The organism is Pseudomonas sp. LS.1a (assembly GCF_022533585.1).
Lineage (GTDB): Bacteria > Pseudomonadota > Gammaproteobacteria > Pseudomonadales > Pseudomonadaceae > Aquipseudomonas.
The window spans coordinates 5,081,436-5,106,103 of sequence record NZ_CP092827.1; the positions used below are offsets into that span (position 1 = coordinate 5,081,436).

Annotated in this window: 22 protein-coding genes; 15 read left to right on the forward strand and 7 right to left on the reverse strand. The window is 65.2% G+C overall.

What is annotated here, in order from left to right; translation table 11 throughout:
- The first annotated feature begins 108 nt into the window (after window positions 1–108).
- From purD to MKK04_RS23475, 3 genes are all read left to right on the forward strand, one after another.
- Window positions 109–1,404 (forward strand): phosphoribosylamine--glycine ligase, encoded by a 1,296-nt coding sequence (purD, locus tag MKK04_RS23465; protein WP_207828899.1) that lies wholly within the window; start codon window positions 109–111, stop codon window positions 1,402–1,404.
- A 144-nt stretch (window positions 1,405–1,548) separates the two neighbouring features.
- Window positions 1,549–4,320: a hybrid sensor histidine kinase/response regulator gene (locus tag MKK04_RS23470; protein WP_207828890.1), complete on the forward strand. Its 2,772-nt coding sequence runs from the start codon at window positions 1,549–1,551 to the stop codon at window positions 4,318–4,320.
- A gap of 176 nt (window positions 4,321–4,496) precedes the next feature.
- Entirely contained in the window at window positions 4,497–5,093 is a 597-nt protein-coding gene (locus MKK04_RS23475) for a MarC family protein (protein WP_207828887.1), read from the forward strand.
- Here the strand turns inward: MKK04_RS23475 and MKK04_RS23480 are convergent.
- The 7 genes from MKK04_RS23480 to cobG form a co-directional block, all read right to left on the reverse strand.
- Window positions 5,090–5,713 carry a hypothetical protein gene (locus MKK04_RS23480; RefSeq protein WP_207828885.1) on the reverse strand — a complete coding sequence of 208 codons (624 nt, stop codon included), beginning with the start codon at window positions 5,711–5,713 and terminating at the stop codon, window positions 5,090–5,092. The two genes, MKK04_RS23475 and MKK04_RS23480, sit on opposite strands and share 4 nt — an antisense overlap.
- Window positions 5,706–6,386: a hypothetical protein gene (locus MKK04_RS23485; protein ID WP_233687353.1), complete on the reverse strand. Its 681-nt coding sequence runs from the start codon at window positions 6,384–6,386 to the stop codon at window positions 5,706–5,708. The genes MKK04_RS23480 and MKK04_RS23485 overlap by 8 nt, the downstream gene beginning before the upstream one ends.
- Window positions 6,387–6,442: 56 nt before the next feature.
- Complete coding sequence (locus tag MKK04_RS23490; protein ID WP_207828883.1) at window positions 6,443–7,123, reverse strand: hypothetical protein; 681 nt, start codon at window positions 7,121–7,123, stop codon at window positions 6,443–6,445.
- 93 nt (window positions 7,124–7,216) lie between these two features.
- A complete protein-coding gene (gene cobJ / locus MKK04_RS23495) occupies window positions 7,217–8,899 on the reverse strand; it encodes a precorrin-3B C(17)-methyltransferase (RefSeq protein WP_241106821.1) in 1,683 nt (560 codons plus the stop codon).
- A 2-nt stretch (window positions 8,900–8,901) separates the two neighbouring features.
- On the reverse strand, window positions 8,902–9,636 hold the full coding sequence (locus MKK04_RS23500; RefSeq protein ID WP_233687351.1) for a precorrin-2 C(20)-methyltransferase: 735 nt from the start codon (window positions 9,634–9,636) through the stop codon (window positions 8,902–8,904).
- A complete protein-coding gene (locus tag MKK04_RS23505) occupies window positions 9,633–10,259 on the reverse strand; it encodes a precorrin-8X methylmutase (protein WP_207828879.1) in 627 nt (208 codons plus the stop codon). Before MKK04_RS23505 ends, MKK04_RS23500 begins: the two co-directional genes overlap by 4 nt.
- A complete protein-coding gene (gene cobG / locus MKK04_RS23510; RefSeq protein WP_272493153.1) occupies window positions 10,252–11,583 on the reverse strand; it encodes a precorrin-3B synthase in 1,332 nt (443 codons plus the stop codon). The genes MKK04_RS23505 and cobG overlap by 8 nt, the downstream gene beginning before the upstream one ends.
- 226 nt (window positions 11,584–11,809) lie before the next feature.
- On the opposite strand from cobG, the gene cbiE reads away from it, so the two are divergent.
- The 12 genes from cbiE (at window position 11,810) to urtA (ending at window position 24,561) form a co-directional block, all read left to right on the forward strand.
- Window positions 11,810–13,021: a precorrin-6y C5,15-methyltransferase (decarboxylating) subunit CbiE gene (gene cbiE, locus MKK04_RS23515; RefSeq protein ID WP_207828870.1), complete on the forward strand. Its 1,212-nt coding sequence runs from the start codon at window positions 11,810–11,812 to the stop codon at window positions 13,019–13,021.
- Entirely contained in the window at window positions 13,014–14,108 is a 1,095-nt protein-coding gene (locus MKK04_RS23520; RefSeq protein ID WP_207828868.1) for a cobalt-precorrin-5B (C(1))-methyltransferase, read from the forward strand. The genes cbiE and MKK04_RS23520 overlap by 8 nt, the downstream gene beginning before the upstream one ends.
- Window positions 14,105–14,830, forward strand: coding sequence for a cobalt-precorrin-6A reductase (locus MKK04_RS23525; protein ID WP_233687349.1), 726 nt, complete (start codon window positions 14,105–14,107; stop codon window positions 14,828–14,830). Before MKK04_RS23520 ends, MKK04_RS23525 begins: the two co-directional genes overlap by 4 nt.
- Before the next feature lie 252 nt (window positions 14,831–15,082).
- Window positions 15,083–15,520: an NfeD family protein gene (locus MKK04_RS23530; protein WP_207828850.1), complete on the forward strand. Its 438-nt coding sequence runs from the start codon at window positions 15,083–15,085 to the stop codon at window positions 15,518–15,520.
- Window positions 15,521–15,546: 26 nt separating this feature from the next.
- Window positions 15,547–16,401 (forward strand): SPFH domain-containing protein, encoded by an 855-nt coding sequence (locus MKK04_RS23535; RefSeq protein WP_013974384.1) that lies wholly within the window; start codon window positions 15,547–15,549, stop codon window positions 16,399–16,401.
- 145 nt (window positions 16,402–16,546) lie between these two features.
- A complete protein-coding gene (locus tag MKK04_RS23540; protein ID WP_207828847.1) occupies window positions 16,547–16,936 on the forward strand; it encodes a DUF2946 domain-containing protein in 390 nt (129 codons plus the stop codon).
- 47 nt (window positions 16,937–16,983) lie between these two features.
- A complete protein-coding gene (locus MKK04_RS23545; protein WP_207828845.1) occupies window positions 16,984–17,469 on the forward strand; it encodes a copper chaperone PCu(A)C in 486 nt (161 codons plus the stop codon).
- Between the two features lie 23 nt (window positions 17,470–17,492).
- On the forward strand, window positions 17,493–17,924 hold the full coding sequence (locus tag MKK04_RS23550) for a DUF2946 domain-containing protein (RefSeq protein WP_233687348.1): 432 nt from the start codon (window positions 17,493–17,495) through the stop codon (window positions 17,922–17,924).
- A gap of 66 nt (window positions 17,925–17,990) precedes the next feature.
- Window positions 17,991–20,039 (forward strand): TonB-dependent copper receptor, encoded by a 2,049-nt coding sequence (locus tag MKK04_RS23555; protein ID WP_241106027.1) that lies wholly within the window; start codon window positions 17,991–17,993, stop codon window positions 20,037–20,039.
- Between the two features lie 58 nt (window positions 20,040–20,097).
- Window positions 20,098–21,465 carry a PepSY-associated TM helix domain-containing protein gene (locus MKK04_RS23560; RefSeq protein WP_241106028.1) on the forward strand — a complete coding sequence of 456 codons (1,368 nt, stop codon included), beginning with the start codon at window positions 20,098–20,100 and terminating at the stop codon, window positions 21,463–21,465.
- A gap of 237 nt (window positions 21,466–21,702) precedes the next feature.
- The gene (cycA, locus tag MKK04_RS23565) at window positions 21,703–23,109 is read left to right on the forward strand and encodes a D-serine/D-alanine/glycine transporter (protein WP_063911884.1); all 1,407 of its coding nucleotides are present in this window, start codon (window positions 21,703–21,705) and stop codon (window positions 23,107–23,109) included.
- Window positions 23,110–23,295: 186 nt separating this feature from the next.
- Window positions 23,296–24,561, forward strand: coding sequence for an urea ABC transporter substrate-binding protein (gene urtA / locus MKK04_RS23570; protein WP_207828820.1), 1,266 nt, complete (start codon window positions 23,296–23,298; stop codon window positions 24,559–24,561).
- Window positions 24,562–24,668: the final 107 nt, after the last annotated feature.

Sequence of the window (24,668 nt, forward strand, 5' to 3'; positions counted from 1 at the left end):
CTGTGGGAGCGGGTTCACCCGCGAATGCGATGGTGGATTCACCGCCGCATTCGCGGGTGAACCCGCTCCCACAAGGTACGAGGACTGCCGCCAAACAGAGGTTTTGACATGAAAGTTTTGATCATCGGCAGCGGCGGCCGTGAGCACGCCCTGGCCTGGAAAGTCGCCCAGGATCCACGCGTCGAGAAAGTCTTCGTTGCCCCGGGCAACGCCGGCACCGCCATTGAAGCCAAGTGCGAGAACGTCGCCATCGACGTGTGCGCCCTGGAGCAACTGGCTGACTTCGCCGAGAAGAACGTCGACCTGACCATCGTCGGCCCGGAAGCGCCGCTGGTCATCGGCGTGGTCGACCTGTTCCGCAGCCGCGGCCTGGACTGCTTCGGCCCGACCAAGGGCGCGGCGCAGCTGGAAGGCTCCAAGGCCTTCACCAAGGACTTCCTGGCGCGTCACAAGATCCCGACCGCCGACTACCAGAACTTCACCGAAATCGAGCCGGCGCTGGCCTACCTGCAGGAAAAAGGCGCGCCGATCGTGATCAAGGCCGACGGCCTGGCCGCGGGCAAGGGCGTGATCGTCGCCATGACCCTGGAAGAAGCCGAAGCCGCCGTGCGTGACATGCTGGCCGGCAACGCCTTCGGCGATGCAGGTTCCCGCGTGGTCATCGAGGAGTTCCTCGACGGCGAGGAAGCCAGCTTCATCGTCATGGTCGACGGCCAGAACGTGCTGCCCATGGCCACCAGCCAGGACCACAAGCGCGTCGGCGACCAGGACACCGGCCCGAACACCGGCGGCATGGGTGCCTACTCCCCTGCCCCGGTGGTCACCGCCGAAGTGCACCAGCGCGTGATGGACCAGGTGATCTGGCCGACCGTGCGCGGCATGGCCGAGGAAGGCAACGTCTACACCGGCTTCCTTTACGCCGGCCTGATGATCGACAAGGCGGGCAACCCCAAGGTCATCGAGTTCAACTGCCGCTTCGGCGACCCAGAGACCCAGCCGGTCATGCTGCGCCTGGAGTCGAGCCTGGTACTGCTGGTCGAGGCCGCATTCGCCAAGGCGCTGGACAAGGTCGAAGCGCAGTGGGACCCGCGCCCGAGCCTGGGCGTGGTGCTGGCTGCCGGCGGTTACCCGGGCGACTACGCCAAGGGCGACGTAATCAACGGTCTGGACGCTGCCGCGAAGATCGAAGGCAAGGTGTTCCATGCCGGTACTTCGCTCAAGGATGGCCAAGTGGTCACCAACGGCGGCCGCGTTCTGTGTGCCACCGCCATGGGCAGCACCGTTGCCGACGCGCAGCAGCAGGCTTATCGCCTGGCCAAGGAAGTAAGCTGGAACGGCAGCTTCTACCGCACCGACATCGGCTACCGGGCCATCGCCCGCGAGCGCGGTGAGCACCAGCAGTAAGTTCTACCGGATTGCCGCAGCGCGCCACAGCACCTTGCGCCTGCGGCATCCGGCTCGTCGACAGGGCCCAAAGGGGCCTTGCCTTCGACTTGGCGCGCCGCGCATAGTTAATACCCGGCACTTTGGCTAAGAAGGGATTTCGTAGTGCGTCGGCTTCGGATCGCCTCAGCTCTGATCGTCAGCTTGCTGACCTTGCTCTGCATGTTTCCGGCTGCGGCCGAACATGACGGAGGCTGGGCCGTTCTGCTTGACGAACAGGCCAATCTGCAACTGAGCGACGTGCGCTCCGAGCGTTACCGCAACCAGTTCAGCCCGATGGCTCTCGCCGACCTGGATGCCGCCCCTGCGGAACAGGCCCTGTGGCTGCACTACCGCCTGGAACCCGGCGAGCAGGAACAACTGCTGCGGGTATTCGCCCCAGACCTGTCAGGCCTGGACCTCTACGCCCTCGAGGGCGACCGACTTCTGCGTCAGCTGCACCACGGGCGCCAGGCAGGCAATGCCAGCCCGACCCTGCGTGGCAGCGACCATGTACTGCCCCTGCCCAACAGCAAACAACCCCTGGATATCTACCTGCGCCTGGTTTCCGAGCACCAGCTGCGCCCGGCCATCAGCCTGGAACCCGCGGCCGTGGCCGCCTCCGACCAGCGCCAGCCACTGCTGTTCGGCATGCTGTTCGGCGGCCTGGTGATGCTGATCATGCACAACCTGATCCGCTTCCTCTACAGCCGTTCCAGCACCACCCTGATCCTGGCGCTGTACCACGGCCTGATGCTGCTCAGCGGCCTGATCCTGCTGAACCTCAGCGGCCCCTGGTGGCACGTGTGGCACAGCGCGCAAACGCCCGCCGCGTACCTGACGCTGGTCCTGGCCGGTCTGGCCGGGCTGTATTTCACCCAGCATTTCTTCTCGCCCTGCAATTCGCCTCGGCTTAACCGCCTGCTGCAGGGCGAAATGCTGGTGGTCGGGGTCAGCGGGCTGGTGCTGCTGTTCGTCGACACCCTGCCCCTCAACCTGATGACCTACGCCCTGATGGCCCTGGGCAGCGTGAGCATGCTGCTCGTCAGCAGCTACCACTGGTACAAGGGCTATGCCCCCGCACGCCTGTTCAGCCTGGCCATGGTGGTGTTCAACCTCGGGGGCCTGGTGCTGCTGCCGGCGCTGCTGGGCCTGACCCGCACTCCAACGCCCTGGCTGCTGTGCATCCTGCTGGGCCTGACCGTGACCAGCGGCCTGCTGCTCAACCTGGCGGTCAGCGAACGCCTGCGGCGCATGAGCGAAGAGCGCTTCAGCGCCAGCCGCGCCCTGGCCGCCAGCGATGCCGAAATCAATGCCAAGGCCGAGTTCCTGGCCAAGATCAGCCACGAAATCCGCACCCCCATGAACGGTGTGCTGGGCATGACCGAGCTGCTGCTGGGCACGCCGCTGTCGGTCAAGCAGCGCGACTACGTGCAGACCATTCACAGCGCCGGCAACGAACTGCTCACGCTGATCAACGAAATTCTCGACATTTCCAAGCTGGAATCCCGGCAGATCGAGCTGGATGACGTGCAGTTCGACCTCAACGCGCTGATCGAGGATTGCCTGAACATCTTCCGTGCCAAGGCCGAGCAGCAGAACATCGAGCTGATCAGCTTCACCCAACCGCAAGTACCCCGGGTGATCAGCGGCGACCCTACGCGCCTGCGCCAGGCCTTGTCGAGCCTGCTGGAAAATGCCCTGAAAAACACCGACCAGGGCGAGATCCTGCTGGTGGTGGCGCTGGACCAGCGCGGCGATTTACCGCGCCTGCGCATCGCCGTGCAGGACAGCGGCGAACCGTTGCCCGCCGCCGAGCGCGAAGCCTTGCTGCAGGCCGAGCTGCACAGCCACCACTTCCTGTCCAGCAACAAGCTGGGCGGCCACCTGGGCCTGGTCATCGCCAAGCAGCTGATCGGCCTGATGCAGGGCGAGTTCGGCATCAAGAGCAGTACCGGCATGGGCAACACCCTGTGGCTGACCCTGCCGCTGGACCCTTCACGCCTGGAACAGCCACCGGCCGACCTCGACGGCCCGCTGCGTGATGCCCGCGTCCTGGTGGTGGACGACAACGACACCTGCCGCAAGGTACTGGTGCAGCAGTGCAGCGCCTGGGGCATGAACGTCAGTGCGGTGCCATCGGGCAAGGAAGCGCTGGCCCTGCTGCGCACCAAGGCCCACCTGCGCGACTACTTCGATGCCGTGCTGCTGGACCAGAACATGCCCGGCATGACCGGCATGCAGCTGGCCGCCAAGATCAAGGAAGACCCGAGCCTGAACCACGACATCCTGGTGGTGATGCTCACCGGCATCAGCAATGCGCCGAGCAAGATTATTGCGCGCAACGCCGGGGTCAAGCGGATCCTTGCCAAGCCGGTGGCTGGCTACACGTTGAAAACCACCTTGGCTGAAGAAATGGCCCAGCGTGGCCGCGAGCAAGCCGTACCAGCCAGTTTGCCCGGCATCCCCCAGGCACTGGACCTGCCCGGCGATTTCCGTGTGCTGGTCGCCGAGGACAATAGCATCTCGACCAAGGTGATCCGCGGCATGCTCGGCAAGCTCAACCTCGAGCCCGACACCGCCAGCAATGGCGAAGAGGCCTTGCAGGCGATGAAGGCGCAGCACTATGACCTGGTGCTGATGGACTGCGAGATGCCGGTCCTGGACGGTTTCTCGGCCACTCGGCAGCTGCGTGCCTGGGAAACTGCCAACCAGCGCCAGCGCACCCCGGTGGTGGCGCTGACCGCGCACATACTTGCCGAACACAAGGAACGCGCCCGCCTTGCGGGCATGGACGGGCACATGGCCAAGCCGGTGGAACTGTCGCAGTTGCGAGAGCTGATCCAGTACTGGGCCAACCAGCGGGAAGCCAAGGTGGATCCGGTGCATAGTTCCTGATCTGAGGCGCCTGTGCCGGCCTCTTCGCGGGTGAACCCGCTCCCACAGGTACTGCATCGCCCTGAAGGCAATGCTATCCCTGTGGGAGCGGGTTCACCCGCGAAAAGGCCGGCACAGGCTATCAACAGAATCTGCTGATAAACTCTGCCCAGCCATAACTGCCTGGACTAGCCCCCATGCTCCATGAGTTGTTCAGCGTCTACCTGAAAATGCTCGTGCTCTACAGCCCGTTCTTCGTGCTGTCGTGCTTCATCAGCCTGACCCGCGGTCATTCCAGCAAGGAGCGCAAGCAGCTGGCCTGGAAGGTCGCCATCGCCGCGCTCATCGCCAGTGTCCTGCTGTACCTGTTCGGGCGGGCGATATTCGGCATTTTCGGCATCACCGCCGACGCGTTCCGCATCGGCGCCGGCAGCGTGCTGTTCATCTCGGCACTGGGCATGGCCCAAGGCAAGTCCGCGGTTCAGGCCGACAACGTGCAACAGGATGTCACCATCGTGCCGCTGACCATCCCGCTGACCGTCGGCCCGGGCACCATCGGTGCACTGCTGGTAATGGGCGTCGGCCACCCGCACTGGGACGACAAGGTGCTGGCCATCATCAGCATCGCCCTGGCCAGCTTCACCGTGGGCCTGGTGCTGTACCTCTCGCACCGCATCGAGCGCATCCTTGGCGACCAGGGCCTGCAGATCGTCAGCCGGCTGATGGGGCTGTTCGTCTGCGCCCTGGCTGCGCAGATCATCTTCACCGGTATCAAAGGCTACCTCGCGCCCTAGATGTCGAAATCCAGTATGCGCTGCAGGGAGACCTGAACGACGCGATCCCGAACCTTGGGCAAGAAACTCTGCTCGAAAGCCAGGATGTTGAAGCGTATCAACTCCGCTCGCACATTCTTGAGGCTGCGTTTGTGGCTGATGAAGCCCGCCCGGAACGCCGAACGATTGTCCGTTTCGTGATACAGCACCATGTCGACACGATTCGCCCCAGCAGACGCGCAGGGCAGCAATTGAAAATGCTGCCGCTCATAGGCACAGCGCTCAAGCGATTGCAGAACCGGCGGCTTGGTCAACAGCTTGCGCATGGACTGGCTGCTTGCCGAGGCAAAATGATCGCCGGCGGTTGCGGCAATGGTTTCAAGCACCTTGTCGGTTTGCCTGGCACGGCCCTCCTCAGGCCAGTGCACCTGCTCGGCAGAAACTGCGTCCCAGCCCATGAATTTCAGCTGGTTGCGGTAGTAGGCCAACCAGTCCTGGATCAGCCCTTCCTTGTAGGCCGTCTCGGTGGCCCGCTCAGCCATCGCCAGGGCAAGCCGCACTTTGTTTTTCTGCGCAGTGGGAATACCCGGCAGAAACGAAACAATCCCTGCGCCGATCACAGCAGATATGGCTTCACTCATGTTGTGCTCCCGTTACTGGTGCATGAGGGTCGAACCGATACTCCCCCTGTGCATCCTTGGTTTTCATCAATGTCTGCAGTTCATCTCGCTGACGTTGGAAACGCACGTTATCCAGCAGCAAGGAAACGCCATTGAACCTGGCTTCGCCCTGCAGAGCCTTTTCGACCAGCAACATGTCCCGCGAGGTGCCGGCGATCGGCTCGTCGAATTGCAGGGTGATACTGCAAAGGTCGAGCGTCGGCCCCGGCTTGAGCAAGCCAAGCTCGATCACCAGCTGCGAACCCTGCGTGCTGAACTTCAGCTGGTGGCGAAAACCTTCGATTGATCGGCTCAGGCCACTCTTCACTGCAGCCAGCACAGCCTCATGGCGGATCGAACGCATCCTCAGCCACGCCTCAAGTGGCTGTATCTGCGAGCCGCGCACGGGTTGCCCCAACTGTTTCAGGTCATGCGTACCGGCCAGCTTGATCCAGCCCAGTTGTCGGTATGCCTCGCGATAGGCGTCATACCAGGCTTCATAGTTCTCAAAGCGTGACCCCGCACGCCTGTTGGCCACCAACTGGGCGTAAAGGATCGAGTCGAAGGCGGCCTGACACTGAATCTGGCCAGTGTCTGCGCGATACAGTAGTGCCGTTCCGCCAATCAACATCAGTTGTTCAGCTGTTCTGTCCATGGTGTTGCCTCGTCACAAATAGCCGAACAAGGCGGCGTTGCAACGCCGCCCTGCAATCAGATGTCGTACTGGAGAATGTTCTCGACACTGCGCACGCCGAGTTTGTTTTCCACGGTTTCGCGGATTTTTTCGTAGACGAAGGTGTTGAGGGTTAGCACAGCCGTGCCGGCGTAGTAGTGGGTCTTGTCCAGCTTCCACTGGATACCCAGGATGTCATCATCCAGCTGCGGGGCAGACGCCTGGATGCAGCTCACCACCATGACCACATCGTTGTTATCGGTTTCGATGCAGGCCGCCATCCCGACCATGCCCCTGGCCTGGTTCTTGCGTTTGTGGTCGAGCACCTTGGCGTCGTTTTCGACGGTGGTCAGTTTGTCGAAGGCCATCTTGGCCAGCTCACCCAACTTGGTACCACCCAACATTGCATTCCCCACCACACCGATCGCCCGTATAGCGACAGCGCCCACGGTGACAGACAGTTCCGCCGAGGTTTCCAGTTCGAAACTACGCTTGGGGATGGTAAAGCCAAGATCACGCATGACATCGATGAACCGCTCGTACCACTCCCTGCTCTGCTTTTCGGCATCGAAGGATTTGTCAGCCACCAAAGTGGCGAAGTGGAAGGCGTTCTTTACGTCATGCCGGCTTTGCGAAGACATGCCTGCGCCGCAGGCCAGCAGGTTGCCTTCGACCAGGATGGCCGCGTCGGTGGTAGTGACTTGTGTTTCTTCGGACATGTGGAAACTCCTAGATGGTTGCCCCCCGAGTCAGGGGCAACCACCTTAGCCAGCGCGCCCACGATGCAGCGCGCTGAAGGGTTTCCGGTGCAACTAGTTGGCCGACGGGTACCAACGCGGGGTGTAGGCCCACACCCCGCCCGACAGGCGAGGAAACACGCAGGTTGTAGAGGAGCCCACCAAGACCATGGTGCGCATGTCGACCATTTCCGGCAGCAGCTCGGCCAAAGTGACGACCTTCAGCGTCTGCCCCGGCCTACCGATATCGCGGCCAAGGACTACAGGCGTGTTCCCGTCACGGTGCCGACGCACCACTTCCAGCGCCACGCCGAGCTGATGCGGCCTGGATTTGGAAATCGGGTTGTAGAACGCCAGCACCAGATCGGCCTGGGCCGCCAGGTCCAGGCGCTTTTCAATGATCGACCAGGGTTTGAGGTTGTCCGACAGCGACATCACGCAGAAGTCATGCCCCAGCGGCGCGCCCGCCTGGGCGGCGGTTGCGAGCGAGGCCGACACCCCCGGCAGGATCTCGAGATCCACCCGGTGCCAGGCCGGGTCATTGGACTCGTGCAGCGCTTCAAGTACCGCAGCCGCCATGGCGAACACACCCGGGTCGCCCGACGACACCACCACCACCGAACGGCCCTGGGCCGCCAGTTCGAAGGCATGCCGGGCACGCTGCATCTCTTCACGGTTGTCGGTGCAGTGCAGCACCTGGTCGTCACGGAACGGGCCGGCCATGCGCACGTAGGTTTCGTAACCGAGCACATCTTCGGCCCGCGCCAGTTCAGCCTTGACCGCCGGCACCATCAGTTCGGCAGCACCCGGCCCCAGGCCGATGACCGCCAGGCGACCGCGACGACGGCCAACCTGCGCCACTTCGACCGGGGCAGGCGCCACCGCGATGACCACGTCTGCCACCTCGATCAGTTGCGCAGCGGGCAATGCCGCAGCAACCATACCGGCCACATCATGCGCCTTGGCGGCAAAGCGCAAGGCAACACCCAGGGCCTGTGCCGCTTCGTGCAGGGCGCTATCGGCCATGGCTTGCTCGTCGGCCAGCAGGCAGGCCACTGCCGGCTCGGCGATGCCGGCCTGCTGCAATGCCGCACGAATACTGGCCAGACTACCACCCGCAACACCCACTACCACCGAACGTGGGTGGATCAGCAGCTCGTCACGGCTGGCCGGACGCGCCTGGTGCCCCACATGGATGGTACGCCGGGCCGCCTCACTGGCAGGCAATTGCGCCTGCTGCAGCCACGGCGCGTCACCTTCGATGCGCACCGTCTCGCCAGCCAGCAGGTCGGAGACGAAGCGCTTGCCTTGCTCGATATCCGCCAGGGCATAGCCCTGCGGCGGGTTCAGCAGGCAGGTGCCGAAACGCAATTCGCCACTGGTGGTGATGGCCGCAGCAACGCCCAATGCCTCGGCGATTTCGCGCGCCATCACGTTCACACCGCCAAGGCCACCGAGCAGCGGCACTACGGCACTGCCGTCTTCGGCCACGGCCAGTACCGGTGGCTCGACACCTTTCTCGCTGAGCAGGCTGGCCAGGCTGCGGATGACGATACCCGCGGCGCACAGGGCGATGATCGGCGTGTCCTGCTGGTACAGCCCACGCAGGGTATCGCCGAACGCGGTGTAATAAAGGTCGGCACCCTCGACCCGGCCTTCCAGGCCATGGATCGATGCCTGTGGATAACACTGCTGGATACGCTGCGCCGTGGTCAGGCTGCCCTGGCCAAGGATGACGATCGCCGGTGCCCGGTGCATGTTCAGCCCTGCCATTTTTCACCCGGCACGATGATCAGCGAGAAGTACGGCGACGACTGCGGGTCGACCTGGTCCAGCGGCACGATTTTCTGGTTGGCCATGGTCGCCCGCTCCACATACAGCGCGCGCCCGTCCAGGCCCAGTTCGGCCAGCACTTCGCGCACCTTGGGGAAGTTACGGCCGAGCTTCATGATCACTGCCGCATCGGCGTCGGCCAGGCGACGCTTGAGCTCTGCGGCCGGCAACACGCCAGACAGCACCGACAGGCTCTGGTTGCGGTACACCAGCGGCGCGCCCAGTACCGAGGCGCCACCGAGCATCGAGCAGACGCCGGGGATTACTTCGGCCTCGTAGCGCTGCGCCAGGCGATCGTGCAGGTACATGTAGGAGCCGTAGAAGAACGGGTCGCCTTCGCAGATCACCGCCACGTCGCGGCCGGCATCCAGATGCTCGGCCACCTGCACGCTGGCCTCGTCGTAGAAGTCGCTGATCACCTGTTCATAGGACAGCGGCGCTGGCAGCGCTTCGGTGGTTACCGGGTAGACCAGCGGCAGCAAGGTCTGCTCGGGCTGCAGGTGCGCCTCGATGATGCCGAAGGCATTGCCACGCTTGCCCTTGGCCACGAAGTAGCCGACCACCGGCGCTTCACGTAGCAGGCGCAGGGCCTTGAGGGTAATCAGTTCAGGGTCGCCAGGGCCCACGCCCAGGCCCAGCAGACGTCCACGCGGCGCCATCATTCCACCTCCGTGGCCAGGGCGTTGACCGCGGCGGCGGCCATCGCACTGCCGCCAAGGCGGCCCTGCATGATCACGAACGGCACGCCACGGCTGTCGGCGGCGAGCATCGCCTTGGACTCGGCGGCACCGACGAAACCGACCGGGAAGCCGAGGATCAGTGCCGGTTTCGGGGCGCCGGCGTCGAGCATTTCCAGCAGGTAGAACAGCGCGGTAGGGGCGTTGCCGATCACCACCACACTGCCTTCCAGATACGGCCGCCACAGCTCCAGGGCCACGGCGGAACGGGTATTGCCTGCGTCTTTGGCCAGGCCCGGTACGCTCGGGTCGCGCAGGGTGCAGATGACCTTGTTGTCGGCGGGCAGGCGGGCACGGGTGATGCCTTCGGCGACCATGTGCGCATCGCACAGGATCGGCGCGCCGTTCAGCAGCGCCTGGCGCCCGGCCCGGCCGGCACCTTCGGAGAACTGCAGGCCATCGATGGCGTCGACCATGCCACAGGCGTGAATCACGCGCACGGCGAGCTTTTCGAGGTCTGCGGGGATCCGCTCGAGTCGGGCTTCCTCGCGGATGATCCGGAAGGAGTTGCGATAGATCTCCTGACCATCGCGGATGTAGTCAATCATCAAGGTGCTCCGTCGGCAGGTCGAGCATGGCGCCTGCTTCATTCAAGGTAAGGTCGGTGGCGCGCAGGGCACCGAAGCCCGGCTGGCGCGCATCACGCAGGTACAGGTCGTAACGGCCCGGCGCGCGGGCCAGCAGGGTGGCCGGGGCCACATGGGCCACGGCACAGGATCGGGGGCAACCGGACAAGTGCACGCTGCCGGGCACGCCTGGGCCGAGCAGCGCCGCGAGGGTGACGGCATCGGCCTTGGTCTCGCCCAGGGCCTTGGCACAACCGCTGGCGCCGGTGCAGGCGCTGATGCGCGCCAGTGGCTCATGGTCGTGGCAGAGCAGGCCCAGCGTGGACAACTCGGCCTGGGCGTGGTCGACGTGCTGCGCTTGCAGGTTGGTCAGCACCAGGCTTTGCCAGGGGCTCAGGCGCAGGCTGCCATCGCCCCGTTCACGGGCAATATGCGCGGCGCCGCGCAGCATGGCCGGGGTCAGGCGACCCTGCGGCGGGGCAACGCCCAAGGCCAGCCCTTGCGCCTGGGGCAGCACGCCCAGCCACGAGACGCTGCGCGGTTCACGGCGCCATGCGAGCACGGCGGGATCGCGGCGGATAGCCAGGCCGAGCCCGTCGATGAAATCGCTTGTCGAGCACACCTCGAGCAACTGGCGCATGCGCGACTGTGCCGGGGTGGCCAGGTCGAGGAAGCGCTCAAGCACCGCACGCACCAGTGCCAGGCCTTGTTCCGCCGGCACCGCACCGAGTACCTGGCCGTCTGCCGGGCAACCCGCCAGGCCAAACGCCAGCCAGGTCCGCTGCTCCAGGCGCAGGGCCGACAGCCACAGGTCATGGGGGTGTTCGAGCATGGCCAGGTTTTCGCCGGCATCCAGCTGCACGGCGAACTTGGCCGACAACTGGTGAAAACGCGGGGTGCCTTCCAGCAGATCGAGGATCTGCCCGGCCAGCGGACGGGCGTCCAGCAGCATCGCCGGGTCATGCCCGGCCAGCGGGCTGAGCATCAGGTTGCGCACATCGTCACCGGCGGCATCACGCGGGCCCAGGCCGGCAGCGAGCAGCGTCTCGACCAGGCCGCGATGCTCGCTACCGATGCCGCGAATCTGCAGGTTGCCGCGGTTGGTGGCCTCGATCACGCCACCGGCGAAACGCTCGGCCGCCGCCGCCACCGCATCGGCCTGGTCGGCCAGCAGCAGGCCACCCGGCAGCTTGATGCGGCAGATACCGCCATCACGGGCACCGACGATGCGCCACAACCCCGGGCAGGCCGAGGGACGGGGCGATACATGGGGGGCATGGGCCTGGGTCAAAGGGGCGTCCGGCAATCTGTGAAAATGCGCTTGAGTGTAGAAGGCGCGGTATTATGCCTGCTTTGTCCGGCGGCATGAAAAGCCGGTGGTCGAGCATCATTCGGGTTTGAGCAGAAATTTTGGGGGCGCTGCGCACCCCATCGCGACACAAGGCCGCTCCCACAGGGATCACCACACCCTGTGGGAGCGGCCTTGTGTCGCGATGGGCTGCACAGCAGCCCCAGGGTCTGAAGAGGTATCCATGGCACCCTGGCTGACAGTAGTAGGTATCGGCGAAGACGGCTTCAGCGGCCTGGGCAAACAGGCCCGGCGCGCGCTGCTGGGCGCTGCGCGGATCTTCGGCAGCCCGCGCCAGCTGGCCTTGCTGCCACGCTGCGTGGCCGGCGAGCGGCTGGGCTGGCCAAGCCCGTTCTCGCTGGCCCCGGTGCTGGCCCTGCGCGGCGAGCCGGTGTGCGTGCTGGCCAGCGGCGACCCGATGTTCTACGGCGTCGGCGCCAGCCTGGCGCGGCAGTTGCCCGCCGCTGAAATGCGCGTGTTGTCGATGCCCTCCTCCTGCGCCCTGGCCGCTGCCCGCCTGGGCTGGCCGCTGCACGACGTGCAGGTGGTATCGCTGGTCGCTCGGCCCCTGGCAGCGCTCAATGCCCATCTGCACAGCGGCGTGCGCCTGCTGGTGCTGAGCAACGACGGCGATAGCCCGGCAGCAATTGCCACGCTGCTGCGCGAGCGGGGCTTCGGGCCAAGTCGCCTGCGGGTCTTCGAACACTTGGGTGGCGTCGACGAACGTGATTTGGCCGGCACTGCCCAGGACTGGCCGCACAACGACGTCGCCGCGCTCAACCTGGTAGCCATCGAGTGCCTGGCCGGTGCCGACGCCCCGCGCCTGCACCGGCTGGCCGGGTTGCCGGACAGCGCTTTCCGGCATGACGGCCAGCTGACCAAACGCGATGTCCGCGCCATCACCCTGGCGCGCCTGGCACCACAGCCCGGCGAGCTACTGTGGGACGTGGGCGCCGGCTGCGGCTCGATCGGCATCGAATGGATGCGCGCCCACCCGGCCTGCCGCGCCCTGGCCATCGAGGCCGACGAAGGCCGCCAGGGTTTCATCGAACACAACCGCGATGCGCTGGGTGTACCCGGCCTGCAGCTGGTCCGCGGCAAGGCACCGGCGGCGCTGGAAGGCCTGGAGCAACCGGATGCGATCTTCATCGGTGGCGGCGTCACCCGCGAAGGCGTGCTCGACCTGTGCTGGGCAAACCTGCGCCCCGGCGGCCGGCTGGTAGCCAACGCCGTGACCCTGCAAAGCGAACTGGCCCTGGCGCATTTCCGTGAACACCACGGCGGTGAGCTGACCCGCATCCACATCGCCCATGCCCAGCCATTGGGCGCCTTCGACACTTGGCGCCAGGCGCTGCCAATCACCTTGCTGGACGTGGTGAAACCCGCCGATGCGTGAAGAAACCCGCGAACAACCCGCCCCCCTGCGCAGCGGCCTGACCACCGGCAGCTGCGCCACCGCCACCAGCCTGGCGGCAGCACGCTTGCTGCTGGGCGGCGAGAGCAGCGACGCCGTCAGCATCACCCTGCCCAAGGGCAAGGTGGTGCAAATGCGCCTGGAGTTCTGCCGCCTCACCAGCGAAGGCGCCGAAGCGGGCACGCTCAAGGATGCCGGCGACGACCCGGACGTGACCCACGGCGCCCTGCTCTATAGCCAGGTGCGCCTGCTGGCCGAACCGGGCATCCACTTTGTCGCCGGCGCCGGCGTCGGCACCGTGACCCGCCCGGGGCTGGTGCTGGCGGTGGGTGAGCCGGCCATCAACCCGGTGCCACGGCGCATGATCCGCGAACACCTGCAACGCCTGGCGGACGAATGCAGCTACCTCGGCGGCTTCGAGGTCACGGTCAATGTACAGGGCGGCGAGCAGTTGGCCTTGAAGACCATGAACCCGCGCCTGGGCATCCTGGGCGGGCTGTCGATCCTCGGTACCAGTGGCATCGTGCGGCCGTTCTCCTGCGCGGCCTACATCGCCTCGATCCACCAGGGCATCGACGTCGCCCACACCAACGGCTACACGCATATCGCCGCGTGCACCGGCAACGCCAGCGAAGACACCATGCGCCGGGTCTACGGCCTGCCGGAAATCGCCCTGATCGAAATGGGCGACTTCGTCGGTGCGGTGCTCAAGCACCTGCGCAAGGTGCCGGTGCCACGCCTGACCCTGTGCGGCGGCTTCGGCAAGATCAGCAAGCTGGCCGCCGGGCACATGGACCTGCACAGCCGTCACTCCAGCATCGACTTGCCGCAACTGGCCGGCTGGGCTGCGGACATCGGCGCCGACGAGGCGCTGCAGGCCGCGATCATTACTGCCAACACCAGCCAGCAGGCCCTGGCCCTGGCCCATGCAGCCGGCATCCCCCTGGGTGACGCGGTGTGCGCCCACGCCCTGGCCTTCGCCCGCAGCGTGGTGCCGGCGCAGGTGCAGGTGGAGGTGTTCGCCATCGACCGCCAGGGTGGCATCGTCGGCCGGGCGGGTGTGCAATGAACGGGCGCATCCTGCTGCTGGGCGGCGTCACTGAAGCCCTGGCCATCGCTCGCCGCCTGGGCCCACAGCACATCTACAGCCTGGCGGGCATCGGCCGGGTACCGCAGGACCTGCAATGCCAGGTTCGGGTCGGTGGCTTTGGCGGCGCCGAGGGCCTGGCCCACTACCTGCACGAGGCGGGTATCACGTTGCTGATCGATGCCACCCATCCCTATGCCGCACAGATCAGCCGCAATGCCGCCAGCGCCGCACGCATGGCCGGCATTCCATGCTGGGCCTTGCGCCGCCCGGCCTGGCAGGCACAAGCGGGGGACGACTGGCGCGAGGTCGAGGACTGGGCAGGGTTGATCGAGGCGCTCAAGCCGTTTCGCAGGCCATTGTTCACGCTGGGGCGTGAGCCACTGCAACATCTGGAGGAGATACCGCCGGAGCAGTTCTGGACCTTGCGTGCGCTGGAGGCGTGCCCTGGCAATGACCGCTGTGAAGTGATTGGCGCGCGCGGGCCGTTCCATATTGAAGATGAACGCGCGTTGTTCCAGCGCCGCAGGATCGATGTGCTGATCAGCAAGAACAGCGGCAGCGTGGCGACCGAACCGAAGCTGGAGGTGGCGCGGGAGCTGGGGATACCCGTGCTGATCCTGAAGCGACCGGCTTTGCCGGATGTGGACCGGGCGTTCGACTCGCTGACCGACCTGGCTGCGACACTCGGCCTGCGCGGATAACAAATTCCGTAAGCGCACCGCAGATCCCTGTGGGAGCGGGTTTACCCGCGAAGAAATCAACGCGGTGCATGGCACCGGCTTCGCCGGTGTTCGCGGGTGAACCCGCTCCCACAGGGGACGCGGCAATTTTCATACATTTGCCTACGGCAGTTGCTCTTACAGCCATTTCGGACTTTTCTTTCAGACCATGAAGTGGCCAGGTGCCGCACGGCTGCCTTAAACTCGGCACTCCCCCCGGAAGGCGCTACCCATATGGAAATGCAATGGTGGATCTGGCTGGTGTTCGGTATCGCGCTGACCCTGCTCGAACTGGTCCTGCCGACGTTCTTCATTCTCTGGTTCGGCATCGGTGCCGTGCTGGTGTCGCTCATTTCGCTGGCCGCCCCCGGCCTGCAACTGGATATGCAGGTACTGCTGTGGGTACTGCTGTCGTCAGTCACCACGGCGCTGTGGTTCAAGCTGTTCCGGCGCAAGCAACCCGACGTGCGCTGGACCGCCGAGAGCGTGATCGGCGAAGTGGGGCTGCTGACCGCTGGCGTCTCGGAGTTTCAGAAAGGCCGCGTGCGCTTCCAGAAGCCGATCCTCGGCAACGAAGAATGGACCTGCATCGCCGACAGCGAGATCGCGGCCGGCGAGCGGGTGCGCCTGACCGCCATCGAAGGGAACACCGTCCGGGTCATCCGGGCCTGAATCCGCACTAAAAGGAATTTCGCACCATGACCAGTCTCATCGTCGTCGTCGCCATCGCCCTGTTCGTCCTGATCACCGTGTTCAAGGGGGTGCGCATCGTGCCCCAGGGCGAGGAATGGGTCGTCGAACGCCTGGGCCGCTACCAGAGCACGCTCAAGCCCGGCCTGAACATCGTCATCCCGTACATGGACGTGGTTGCCTACCGCCTGCCGACCAAGGACATCATCCTCGATGTGCAGCAGCAGGAAATCATCACCCGGGACAACGCGGTGATCGTCGCCAACGCCCTGTGCTTCGCCAAGGTGGTCGACCCGCAGAAGGCCTCCTATGGCGTACAGGACTTCTCCTTCGCCGTCACCAGCCTGACCATGACCTCGCTGCGCGCCATCGTCGGTGCCATGGACCTGGACGAAGCGCTGTCCAGCCGCGAGCAGATCAAGGCGCGCCTGCGCGAGGCGATGTCCGAGCAGACCGAAGACTGGGGCGTGACCGTACGCTCGGTGGAAATCCAGGACATCAAGCCCTCGGAGAACATGCAACTGGCCATGGAACGCCAGGCGGCTGCCGAGCGCGAGCGCAAGGCCGACGTGACCCGTGCCGAAGGGGCGAAGCAGGCGGCGATTCTCGAGGCAGAAGCACGCTTGCAGGCAGCCAGGCTGGATGCCGAGGCGCAGATCAGCCTGGCCGAAGCCTCGGCGCGGGCGATTTCGCTGGTCAAGGACGCGGTCGGCAACGAGACCGTGCCGGCGATGTACCTGCTGGGCGAGCGTTATGTGGGGGCGATGGAGAACCTGGCGGGCAGCAGCAATGCCAAGGTGGTGGTGTTGCCGGCGGACCTGCAGGAGACCGTGCGCGGGCTGATGGGCCGCAACAAGGCTTGAGATTGATTCAGCCCTCTTCGCGGGCACGCCCGCGAAGCAGGCGACACCGCTTCAACTGCTGGCCTGCGTCACTTCACCGCACCCCGCCATTTTTACCTATACTCGGCCTTACAATACCCACCACGATTCCTGACCGGATCTCTCCATGCCCCCACGTCGGCACATTGCCTGGATAGCCTGCCTTGCAGTGCTGTTCAACCTGCTGGCCATGCCGCTGTCCTCTGCCGCGCCCAAGGGCCCGGCCGAGCAGCTGCTGTGGGGGGCCTTCTGTTCCAGCATGGCCAACAAGGCCAAGGCCGACGTCCAGGCCCTGGCCAAGATCGACCTCGGCACGCAAAGCGACGACAGCGCCAGCATGATGAATTGCTGGTGCTGCTCCGGTGCCGCGCCGCTGCTGGCCCTGCCCGGCTACCCGCCGCAGCTGCACAACCCGCCGTTACTGCTCGCCGGGCTGCTGCCGCCACCTGCCGACTACCACGCCACGCCGCGCCAACTCTGGCCGGCGCTCAACCCCCGTGCCTCTCCGCTGGCCTGAGTTCATCCCGCTGTCTGCCTGAACCTGAACAGAAACGGAGATTCACCATGCTCAAGCACGCCCTCGTCCTGGCCGCCCTGCTGCTGCCCGGCGCCTTTGCCAATGCCCACGAATACAGCGTGGGTGACCTGCACATCGCCCACCCCTGGTCACTGCAGTTGCCCCCCAACGCGCCCAACGTCGCGGCGTATTTCGTGGTGCACAACAACGGCCAGGCCGACGACCGCCTGCTCAGCGTCGACAGCCCCATCAGCGATGACGCACAACTGCACGAGCATGCCATGAGCACCAGCGGCGCCATGAAGATGCAGCAGGTGCCCAGCGTGGTGGTGCCCGCCGGCAAGAACCTGATCTTCGCTCCCAGCGCCTACCATGTGATGCTGTTGCAGCCCAAGGACCGCAGCCTGCTCAGCGACGGCAAGCGCTTCCCGTTGACCCTGCACTTCGAAAAGGCCGGCAATATCACCGTCGATGTGGCCGTGCAGAAGCAGGCGCCGACGGACCAGCCGCAAGCCCACGAACACGCGCACTGATCACCTGCTGAAAGGCACTCGTCGTGAGCCTGCCGCGCAACAGCATCAGCCATACCACCCGCCCTGACCGCAGGCGCGCCGGTGGCGGATGGCTGAGCCTGTTCGCCATGTGGATGATCTTCATCGGCCCGCTGATTTCCCAGTCGATGCCGATGGACCACCACGCCGGCATGAGCATGCCGATGGACATGCCGATGGCGACTGCCCATCAGCATGGCGGCGACACCCATCACGGCCAGGCTGGCGATGGCCAGCTGCATGTGATGTGGGAAAAGTGCGGTTACTGCAGCCTGTTGTTCAACTGCCCGGCCCTGCCCCAGGCCCTCAGCCCGCTCAGCGCCGGCAGCGTCGTCCCCACCACCCACCTGTTTGCGCCCACGCGCCAGGGCCATGCCCGGCAGGCTGTATTCCCTGGCGCGCGCAGCCGCGCCCCACCTTCCTCGATCAACGTCTGAACCCACATTTTGCGCACGGAGCCAGGAGGCTTCGCGCTGACTCATGACTGATCGACTGGAATCATTATGTCCGGCTGCACCCCTGTTTTTGCCTTGTCCCTGCGTGGGACCATTGCCGCCGTGTGCGGCTCGCTGCTCGCGCCCGTGGCCCTGGCCGCCGACCCTGGCCATGAAGGCCATGCACACGACGCCCCCGAGCTGAGCCCGACGGTGATCACCGCCGTGGCCCCGAGCTCGCCGCTGACCGTGGTCACCAACCCGAAAGACCCGCGCCAGCCAGTGCCGGCCAGCGACGGCGCCGACTACCTGAAGACCATCCCCGGCTTCTCGGCCATCCGCGCCGGCGGCACCAACGGCGACCCGGTACTGCGCGGCATGTTCGGCTCACGCCTGAACATCCTCACCAATGGCGGCCTGATGCTGGGCGCCTGCCCCAACCGCATGGATGCCCCCACGTCGTATATTTCGCCGGAAACCTACGACCGCCTGACCGTGATCAAAGGCCCGCAAAGCGTGATCTGGGGCCCGGGCGGTTCGGCAGGCACCATCCTCTTCGAGCGCGAGCCGGAGAAGTTCGGCACCCTCGGCAGCCGGGTCAACGCCAGCCTGCTGGCCGGTTCCAACGGCCGCTTCGACAAGGTGCTGGACGCGGCCGCCGGCAACAACCTGGGCTACGCCCGTTTCGTCGGCAACCAGTCGCGCTCGGACGACTACCATGACGGCAGCGACAACACCGTGCCGTCACGTTGGGACAAATGGAACGGCGATGTCGCCCTCGGCTGGACGCCCGATCAGGACACCTTGCTGGAACTCACCGCCGGCAAGGGCGATGGCGAGGCCCGCTATGCCGGGCGCGGCATGGACGGCTCGCAGTTCAAGCGCGAAAGCCTGGGCCTGCGGTTTGAAAAGTCCAACCTCGGCGAGGTGCTCGACAAGGTCGAGGCGCAGGTCTACTACAACTACGCCGACCACGTGATGGACAACTACAGCCTGCGCACGCCTTCGGGCAGCGGCATGATGGGCATGCCGATGGTCAGCAACGTCGACCGCCGTACCATGGGCGCACGCATCAAGGCCACCTGGCGCTGGGCCGACGTGCAACTGATCGGCGGCATTGACGCGCAGACCAACGAACATCGCAAGCGCAGTGGCATGGGCGTGGACGCGCACAAGGGCAAGGCCTGGACCAAGGACGCCGACTTCCACAACTACGGTGCCTTCGGCGAACTGACCTGGTACGTCAGCGGTGAGGACCGGTTGATCAGCGGTGCCCGCCTGGACCGCGCCTCGGCCCGCGACTTCCGCGCGACCAGCGCCACCAACGGCAACACCCGCGCCGATACCCTGCCCAGCGGCTTCGTGCGCTACGAACACGACCTGGCGGCGCTACCGGCCACCACCTACATCGGCCTCGGTCATGTGCAACGCTTCCCTGACTACTGGGAGCTGTTCTCCGCAGGTGGCCCCTCGGGCTCGGTCAATGCCTTCGACAGCATCAAGCCGGAGAAGACCACCCAGCTCGACTTCGGTGTCCAGTACCGCGACGAACGCATGGAAGCCTGGGCGTCCGGCTACGTGGGGCAGATCCGCGACTACATCCTGTTCGATTACCTGGGGACGAGCTCCCGGGCCCGTAACATCGACGCCCGCATCATGGGCGGCGAACTGGGCGCGGCCTACCAGTTGACGGAAAACTGGAAGGCCGACGCCACGCTGGCCTACGCCTGGGGCAAGAACAGCAGCGATGGCACAGCGCTGCCGCAAATGCCGCCCCTGGAAAGCCGCCTGGGCCTGACCTACAGCCGTGATGTGTGGAGCGTCGGCGCACTGTGGCGGCTGGTGGCGGAACAGAACCGCATCGCCGAGAAACAGGGCAACGTGGTCGGCAAGGACTACGACAAGAGCGCAGGCTTCGGCGTGTTCTCGCTCAATGGCGCCTACAAGGTGAGCAACCACCTCAAGCTCAGCGCGGGGGTCGACAACCTGTTCGACAAGACCTACGCCGAGCACTTGAACCTGGCCGGGAACGCCGGGTTCGGCTACCCGGCAACCGATCCACAGCCGGTCAACGAGCCAGGCAGGACCTTCTGGACCAAGGTCGACTTCAGCTTCTGACAACAACAACGGGCGCGGCGCAGGTCGCGCCCATCTGCTGGTCAAACAGGAGGTTCCCATGAGAGGAACACGCATCAATTTCTACAACCTGGCCTGGCGTTGGCACTTCTATGCGGGGCTGTTCGTGGCCCCGTTCATGATCCTGCTGGCGATCACCGGGATCATCTACCTGTTCAAGCCGCAACTCGACCCACTGCTGTATCGCGAGCTGATGGTGGTCGAAGCCGGCCATCACCGACAGGGCGCGGACGCGCTGCTGGCCGAGGTGCGCAAGGTCTACCCCAAGGGCCACGTTGGCCAGTACCTGCCGCCGCTGGACGCCGAACGCAGCGCGCAATTCGTGGTGCATGACGCTGGGCGCGAACTGAACGTCTTCGTCGACCCCTACAGCGGCAAAGTCCTCGGCGAACAGGATGGCAAGCAGAACCTGCAGGCCATCGCCCGCGCCCTGCATGGCGAGCTGATGGTCGGCACGGTCGGCGACCGCCTGGTGGAGTTGGCCGCCGGCTGGGGCATCGTGCTGGTGGTGTCGGGGCTCTACTTGTGGTGGCCACGCGGGCGCAATGGTGCTGGCGTGCTGTGGCCGCGGCTGTCGGCACGCGGCCGACCGTTCTGGCGCGACCTGCATGCGGTCACCGGTTTCTGGGGCTCGGCCTTGTTGCTGCTGATGCTGGTCAGCGGCATGACCTGGACCGGGCTGTGGGGCAAGCAGTACGCCGACTTGTGGAACCGCTTTCCGGCGGCCATGTGGAACGACGTGCCCAAGTCGGACCGGCAGGCGGGTGAACTCAACAGCGCACACCGCCAGACCGTTCCCTGGGCGTTGGAAAACACGCCGATGCCGCAGTCCGCTGCACACGCCGAACATGCCGGGCACCACATGATGTCGAGCGCGCCGGCAGCGCCGCAGGTAAGCCTGCAGCAGGTCGAAGACATCGCTACCGCGCGCCAGGTCGAACCGGGCTACAGCATCACCCTGCCTACCACGGCCGACAGCGTGTTCACCGTTGCCGTGTTCGCCGACGACCCGCGCAACGACGCCACCCTGCATGTCGACCAGTACACCGGCAAGGTCCTGGCCGATGTGCGCTGGCAGGACTACAGCCCGGTCGCCCGCGCCACCGAGCTGGGCGTGATGCTGCATGAAGGCAAGATGTTCGGGGCGCTCAACCAGATCATCATCCTGCTGGTGTGCCTGATGATCCTGCTGGGCTCGGTGAGCGGGCTGGTGATGTGGTGGAAGCGCAGGCCGGCCGGCGGGCTGGGCGTGCCGCCGCTGCGCCATGACCTGCCGCGCTGGAAGGCGGCGGTGGGGGTGATGCTGGTGCTGGGGTTGATGTTCCCGCTGGTGGGGGTGTCCATGGTGGTGATGTGGCTGGTGGATAGCCTGGTGGTCAGGCGCGGCCGGGTGCTGGCCAGCGCTTGAGCCTTGCTTTGTCTGTGCCGGCCCTTTCGCGGGTAAAGCCGCTCCCACAGGTTCTGCGCCAGGCCTGAGGGCAGCGCGGTCCCTGTAGGAGCGGGTTCACCCGCGAAGAGGCCGGCACAGGCATGAGACTGCTACCCAAAAGTCGAGTCGATCTGTCGCGCCCCGAACTGGAACGCGCGTGTTAGCCTAGCCGGCTACCTCTGACAAGACGACCGACCGTTCAACGGAATGCAGCCTATGACGCAAACCTCACCCACAGCGCCAGATGAACAGCATCTGCAACGCAACCTGACCAACCGCCACATCCAGCTGATCGCCATCGGCGGCGCGATCGGTACCGGCCTGTTCATGGGCTCGGGCAAGACCATCAGCCTGGCCGGGCCGTCGATCATCTTCGTCTACATGATCATCGGCTTCATGCTGTTCTTCGTCATGCGCGCCATGGGCGAACTGCTGCTGTCCAACCTCAACTACAAGTCGTTCATCGATTTCTCCGCCGACCTGCTCGGCCCCTGGGCGGGCTACTTCACCGGCTGGACCTACTGGTTCTGCTGGGTGGTCACCGGCATCGCCGACGTGGTCGCGATCGCGGCATACACGCAATTCTGGTTCCCGGAGCTGCCGCAGTGGATACCGGCGCTGACCTTCGTGGCGCTGCTGCTGTCACTGAACCTGGTAACCGTGAAGATGTTCGGTGAACTGGAGTTCTGGTTCGCCCTGGTCAAGATCGTCGCCATTCTCGGTCTGGTCGCTACCGGCGCATACATGGTCATCAGCGGCTTTACCTCGCCCAGTGGGCGCACCGCGCAGCTGGCCAACCTGTGGAACGACGGTGGCATGTTCCCCAATGGCCTGATGGGCTTCTTCGCCGGTTTCCAGATCGCCGTGTTCGCCTTCGTCGGTATCGAGCTGGTGGGTACCACCGCCGCCGAAGCGAAGAACCCGGAGCGCACCCTGCCGCGGGCGATCAACTCGATCCCGTTGCGGATCATCATGTTCTACGTACTGGCACTGATCGCAATCATGGCCGTCACACCTTGGCGCGACGTGGTACCGGGCAAGAGCCCGTTCATCGAGCTGTTCGTGCTGGCCGGCCTGCCGGCGGCAGCGAGTATCATCAACTTCGTGGTGCTGACCTCGGCGGCCTCGTCGGCCAACGGCGGCGTGTTCTCCACCAGCCGCATGCTGTACGGCCTGGCGCGGGAAGGTGACGCACCCAAGGCGTTCGAGAAGCTGTCGGGCCGCTCGGTGCCTGCCAATGGCCTGTACTTCTCCTGCACCTGCCTGCTGCTGGGTGCAGTGATGATCTACCTGGTGCCGAACGTGGTCGAGGCATTCACCCTGATCACCACCGTTTCGGCAGTGTTGTTCATGTTTGTCTGGACGCTGATCCTGCTGTCGTACCTGCAGTACCGCAAGCAGCGAGCGGCGCTGCACCAGGCGTCGAAATTCAAGATGCCGGGCGGGCGCTTCATGTGCTACGTGTGCCTGGTGTTCTTTGCCTTCATCCTGGTGTTGCTGAGCCTGGAGGAAGATACCCGCGCGGCATTGCTGGTGACGCCGATCTGGTTTGTGCTGCTGGCGGTGACCTATCAGGGGGTGCGCAGCAAGCGCCATCCGCGCACGGCTGTGCGTAACGGCTGATGGCCTCGGGGGCTGCTTTGCAGCCCCAATCCTGTGCACACAAATCCATCAGGCACCAAACTGGATCCAACCCACGCCCCAACACCTCGCACACCCCCTCTATTGCGCACCTTCCGCCGTTAGGCACACCCCTTGCAACACCCCTCCCCGCTTGCCCAACACATAAAAACTCAGCGGAGAGAGCACATGAAGCGACGCAGTCTGATCAAGGCCTTCACCCTTAGCGCATCAATTGCCGCAATGGGCCTGAGCTGGAGCATCCAGGCCGCAGAGACCATCAAGGTCGGCATCCTGCATTCGCTGTCGGGGACCATGGCCATTTCCGAGACTTCGCTCAAGGACATGGCGCTGATGACCATCGAGCAGATCAACGCCAAGGGCGGCGTCAATGGCAAGCTGCTCGAACCGGTGGTGGTAGACCCGGCCTCCAATTGGCCGCTGTTCGCCGAAAAGAGCCGCCAGCTGCTGACCCAGGACAAAGTGGCAGTGGTGTTCGGCTGCTGGACCTCGGTGTCGCGCAAGTCGGTGCTGCCAGTGTTCGAAGAGCTCAACGGCCTGCTGTTCTACCCGGTGCAGTACGAGGGTGAAGAGATGTCGCCGAACGTGTTCTACACCGGCGCCGCGCCCAACCAGCAGGCCATCCCGGCCGTGGAGTACCTGATGAGCGAGGACGGCGGCAGCGCCAAGCGCTTCTTCCTGCTGGGCACCGACTACGTCTACCCGCGCACCACCAACAAGATCCTGCGCGCCTTCCTGCACAGCAAGGGCGTGGCCGACAAGGACATCGAAGAGGTGTACACGCCGTTCGGCCACAGCGACTACCAGACCATCGTCGCCAACATCAAGAAGTTCTCCGCCGGTGGCAAGACCGCAGTCATCTCCACAGTCAATGGTGACTCCAACGTGCCGTTCTACAAGGAGCTGGCCAACCAGGGCCTGAAGGCCACCGACGTGCCGGTGGTGGCCTTCTCGGTGGGCGAAGAAGAACTGCGCGGCATCGACACCAAGCCGCTGGTCGGCCACCTGGCGGCGTGGAACTACTTCGAGTCGGTGGATAACCCGGTCAACCAGAAATTCGTCGCCGACTGGAAGGCCTACGCCAAGGCCAAAGGCCTGCCGGGTGCCGACAAGGCGGTGACCAACGACCCGATGGAAGCCACCTACGTCGGTATCCACATGTGGGCCCAGGCCGCCGAGAAGGCCAAGTCCACCGATGTCGACAAGGTCCGCGAAGCCTTGGCCGGGCAGACCTTCAAGGCACCGTCGGGCTTTACCCTGACCATGGACAAGACCAACCACCACCTGCACAAGCCGGTGATGATCGGCGAGATCCAGGATGACGGGCAGTTCAGCGTGGTCTGGGAAACCGAGCAACCGCTGCGGGCGCAGCCTTGGAGCCCGTTCATTCCGGGCAACGACAAGCGCCCTGATTACGCCGTGAAAGGTAATTGAGAGCCGTTGGGGCCGCCTTGCGGCCCATTCGCGGGTAAACCCGCTCCCACAGGTTCGGTGCAAGGTTAGAAACCTGTGCGATCCCTGTGGGAGCGGGTTTACCCGCG

Coding starts and splice junctions, on each gene's coding strand:
- purD (WP_207828899.1), top strand. CDS start 109: ATGAAAGTTTTGATCATCGGCAGCGGCGGCCGTGAGCACGCCCTGGCC.
- MKK04_RS23475 (WP_207828887.1), top strand. CDS start 4,497: ATGCTCCATGAGTTGTTCAGCGTCTACCTGAAAATGCTCGTGCTCTAC.
- MKK04_RS23480 (WP_207828885.1), bottom strand. CDS start 5,713: ATGAGTGAAGCCATATCTGCTGTGATCGGCGCAGGGATTGTTTCGTTT.
- MKK04_RS23485 (WP_233687353.1), bottom strand. CDS start 6,386: ATGGACAGAACAGCTGAACAACTGATGTTGATTGGCGGAACGGCACTA.
- MKK04_RS23490 (WP_207828883.1), bottom strand. CDS start 7,123: ATGTCCGAAGAAACACAAGTCACTACCACCGACGCGGCCATCCTGGTC.
- cobJ (WP_241106821.1), bottom strand. CDS start 8,899: ATGCACCGGGCACCGGCGATCGTCATCCTTGGCCAGGGCAGCCTGACC.
- MKK04_RS23500 (WP_233687351.1), bottom strand. CDS start 9,636: ATGATGGCGCCGCGTGGACGTCTGCTGGGCCTGGGCGTGGGCCCTGGC.
- MKK04_RS23505 (WP_207828879.1), bottom strand. CDS start 10,259: ATGATTGACTACATCCGCGATGGTCAGGAGATCTATCGCAACTCCTTC.
- cbiE (WP_207828870.1), top strand. CDS start 11,810: ATGGCACCCTGGCTGACAGTAGTAGGTATCGGCGAAGACGGCTTCAGC.
- MKK04_RS23520 (WP_207828868.1), top strand. CDS start 13,014: ATGCGTGAAGAAACCCGCGAACAACCCGCCCCCCTGCGCAGCGGCCTG.
- MKK04_RS23525 (WP_233687349.1), top strand. CDS start 14,105: ATGAACGGGCGCATCCTGCTGCTGGGCGGCGTCACTGAAGCCCTGGCC.
- MKK04_RS23530 (WP_207828850.1), top strand. CDS start 15,083: ATGGAAATGCAATGGTGGATCTGGCTGGTGTTCGGTATCGCGCTGACC.
- MKK04_RS23535 (WP_013974384.1), top strand. CDS start 15,547: ATGACCAGTCTCATCGTCGTCGTCGCCATCGCCCTGTTCGTCCTGATC.
- MKK04_RS23540 (WP_207828847.1), top strand. CDS start 16,547: ATGCCCCCACGTCGGCACATTGCCTGGATAGCCTGCCTTGCAGTGCTG.
- MKK04_RS23545 (WP_207828845.1), top strand. CDS start 16,984: ATGCTCAAGCACGCCCTCGTCCTGGCCGCCCTGCTGCTGCCCGGCGCC.
- MKK04_RS23555 (WP_241106027.1), top strand. CDS start 17,991: ATGTCCGGCTGCACCCCTGTTTTTGCCTTGTCCCTGCGTGGGACCATT.
- MKK04_RS23560 (WP_241106028.1), top strand. CDS start 20,098: ATGAGAGGAACACGCATCAATTTCTACAACCTGGCCTGGCGTTGGCAC.
- cycA (WP_063911884.1), top strand. CDS start 21,703: ATGACGCAAACCTCACCCACAGCGCCAGATGAACAGCATCTGCAACGC.
- urtA (WP_207828820.1), top strand. CDS start 23,296: ATGAAGCGACGCAGTCTGATCAAGGCCTTCACCCTTAGCGCATCAATT.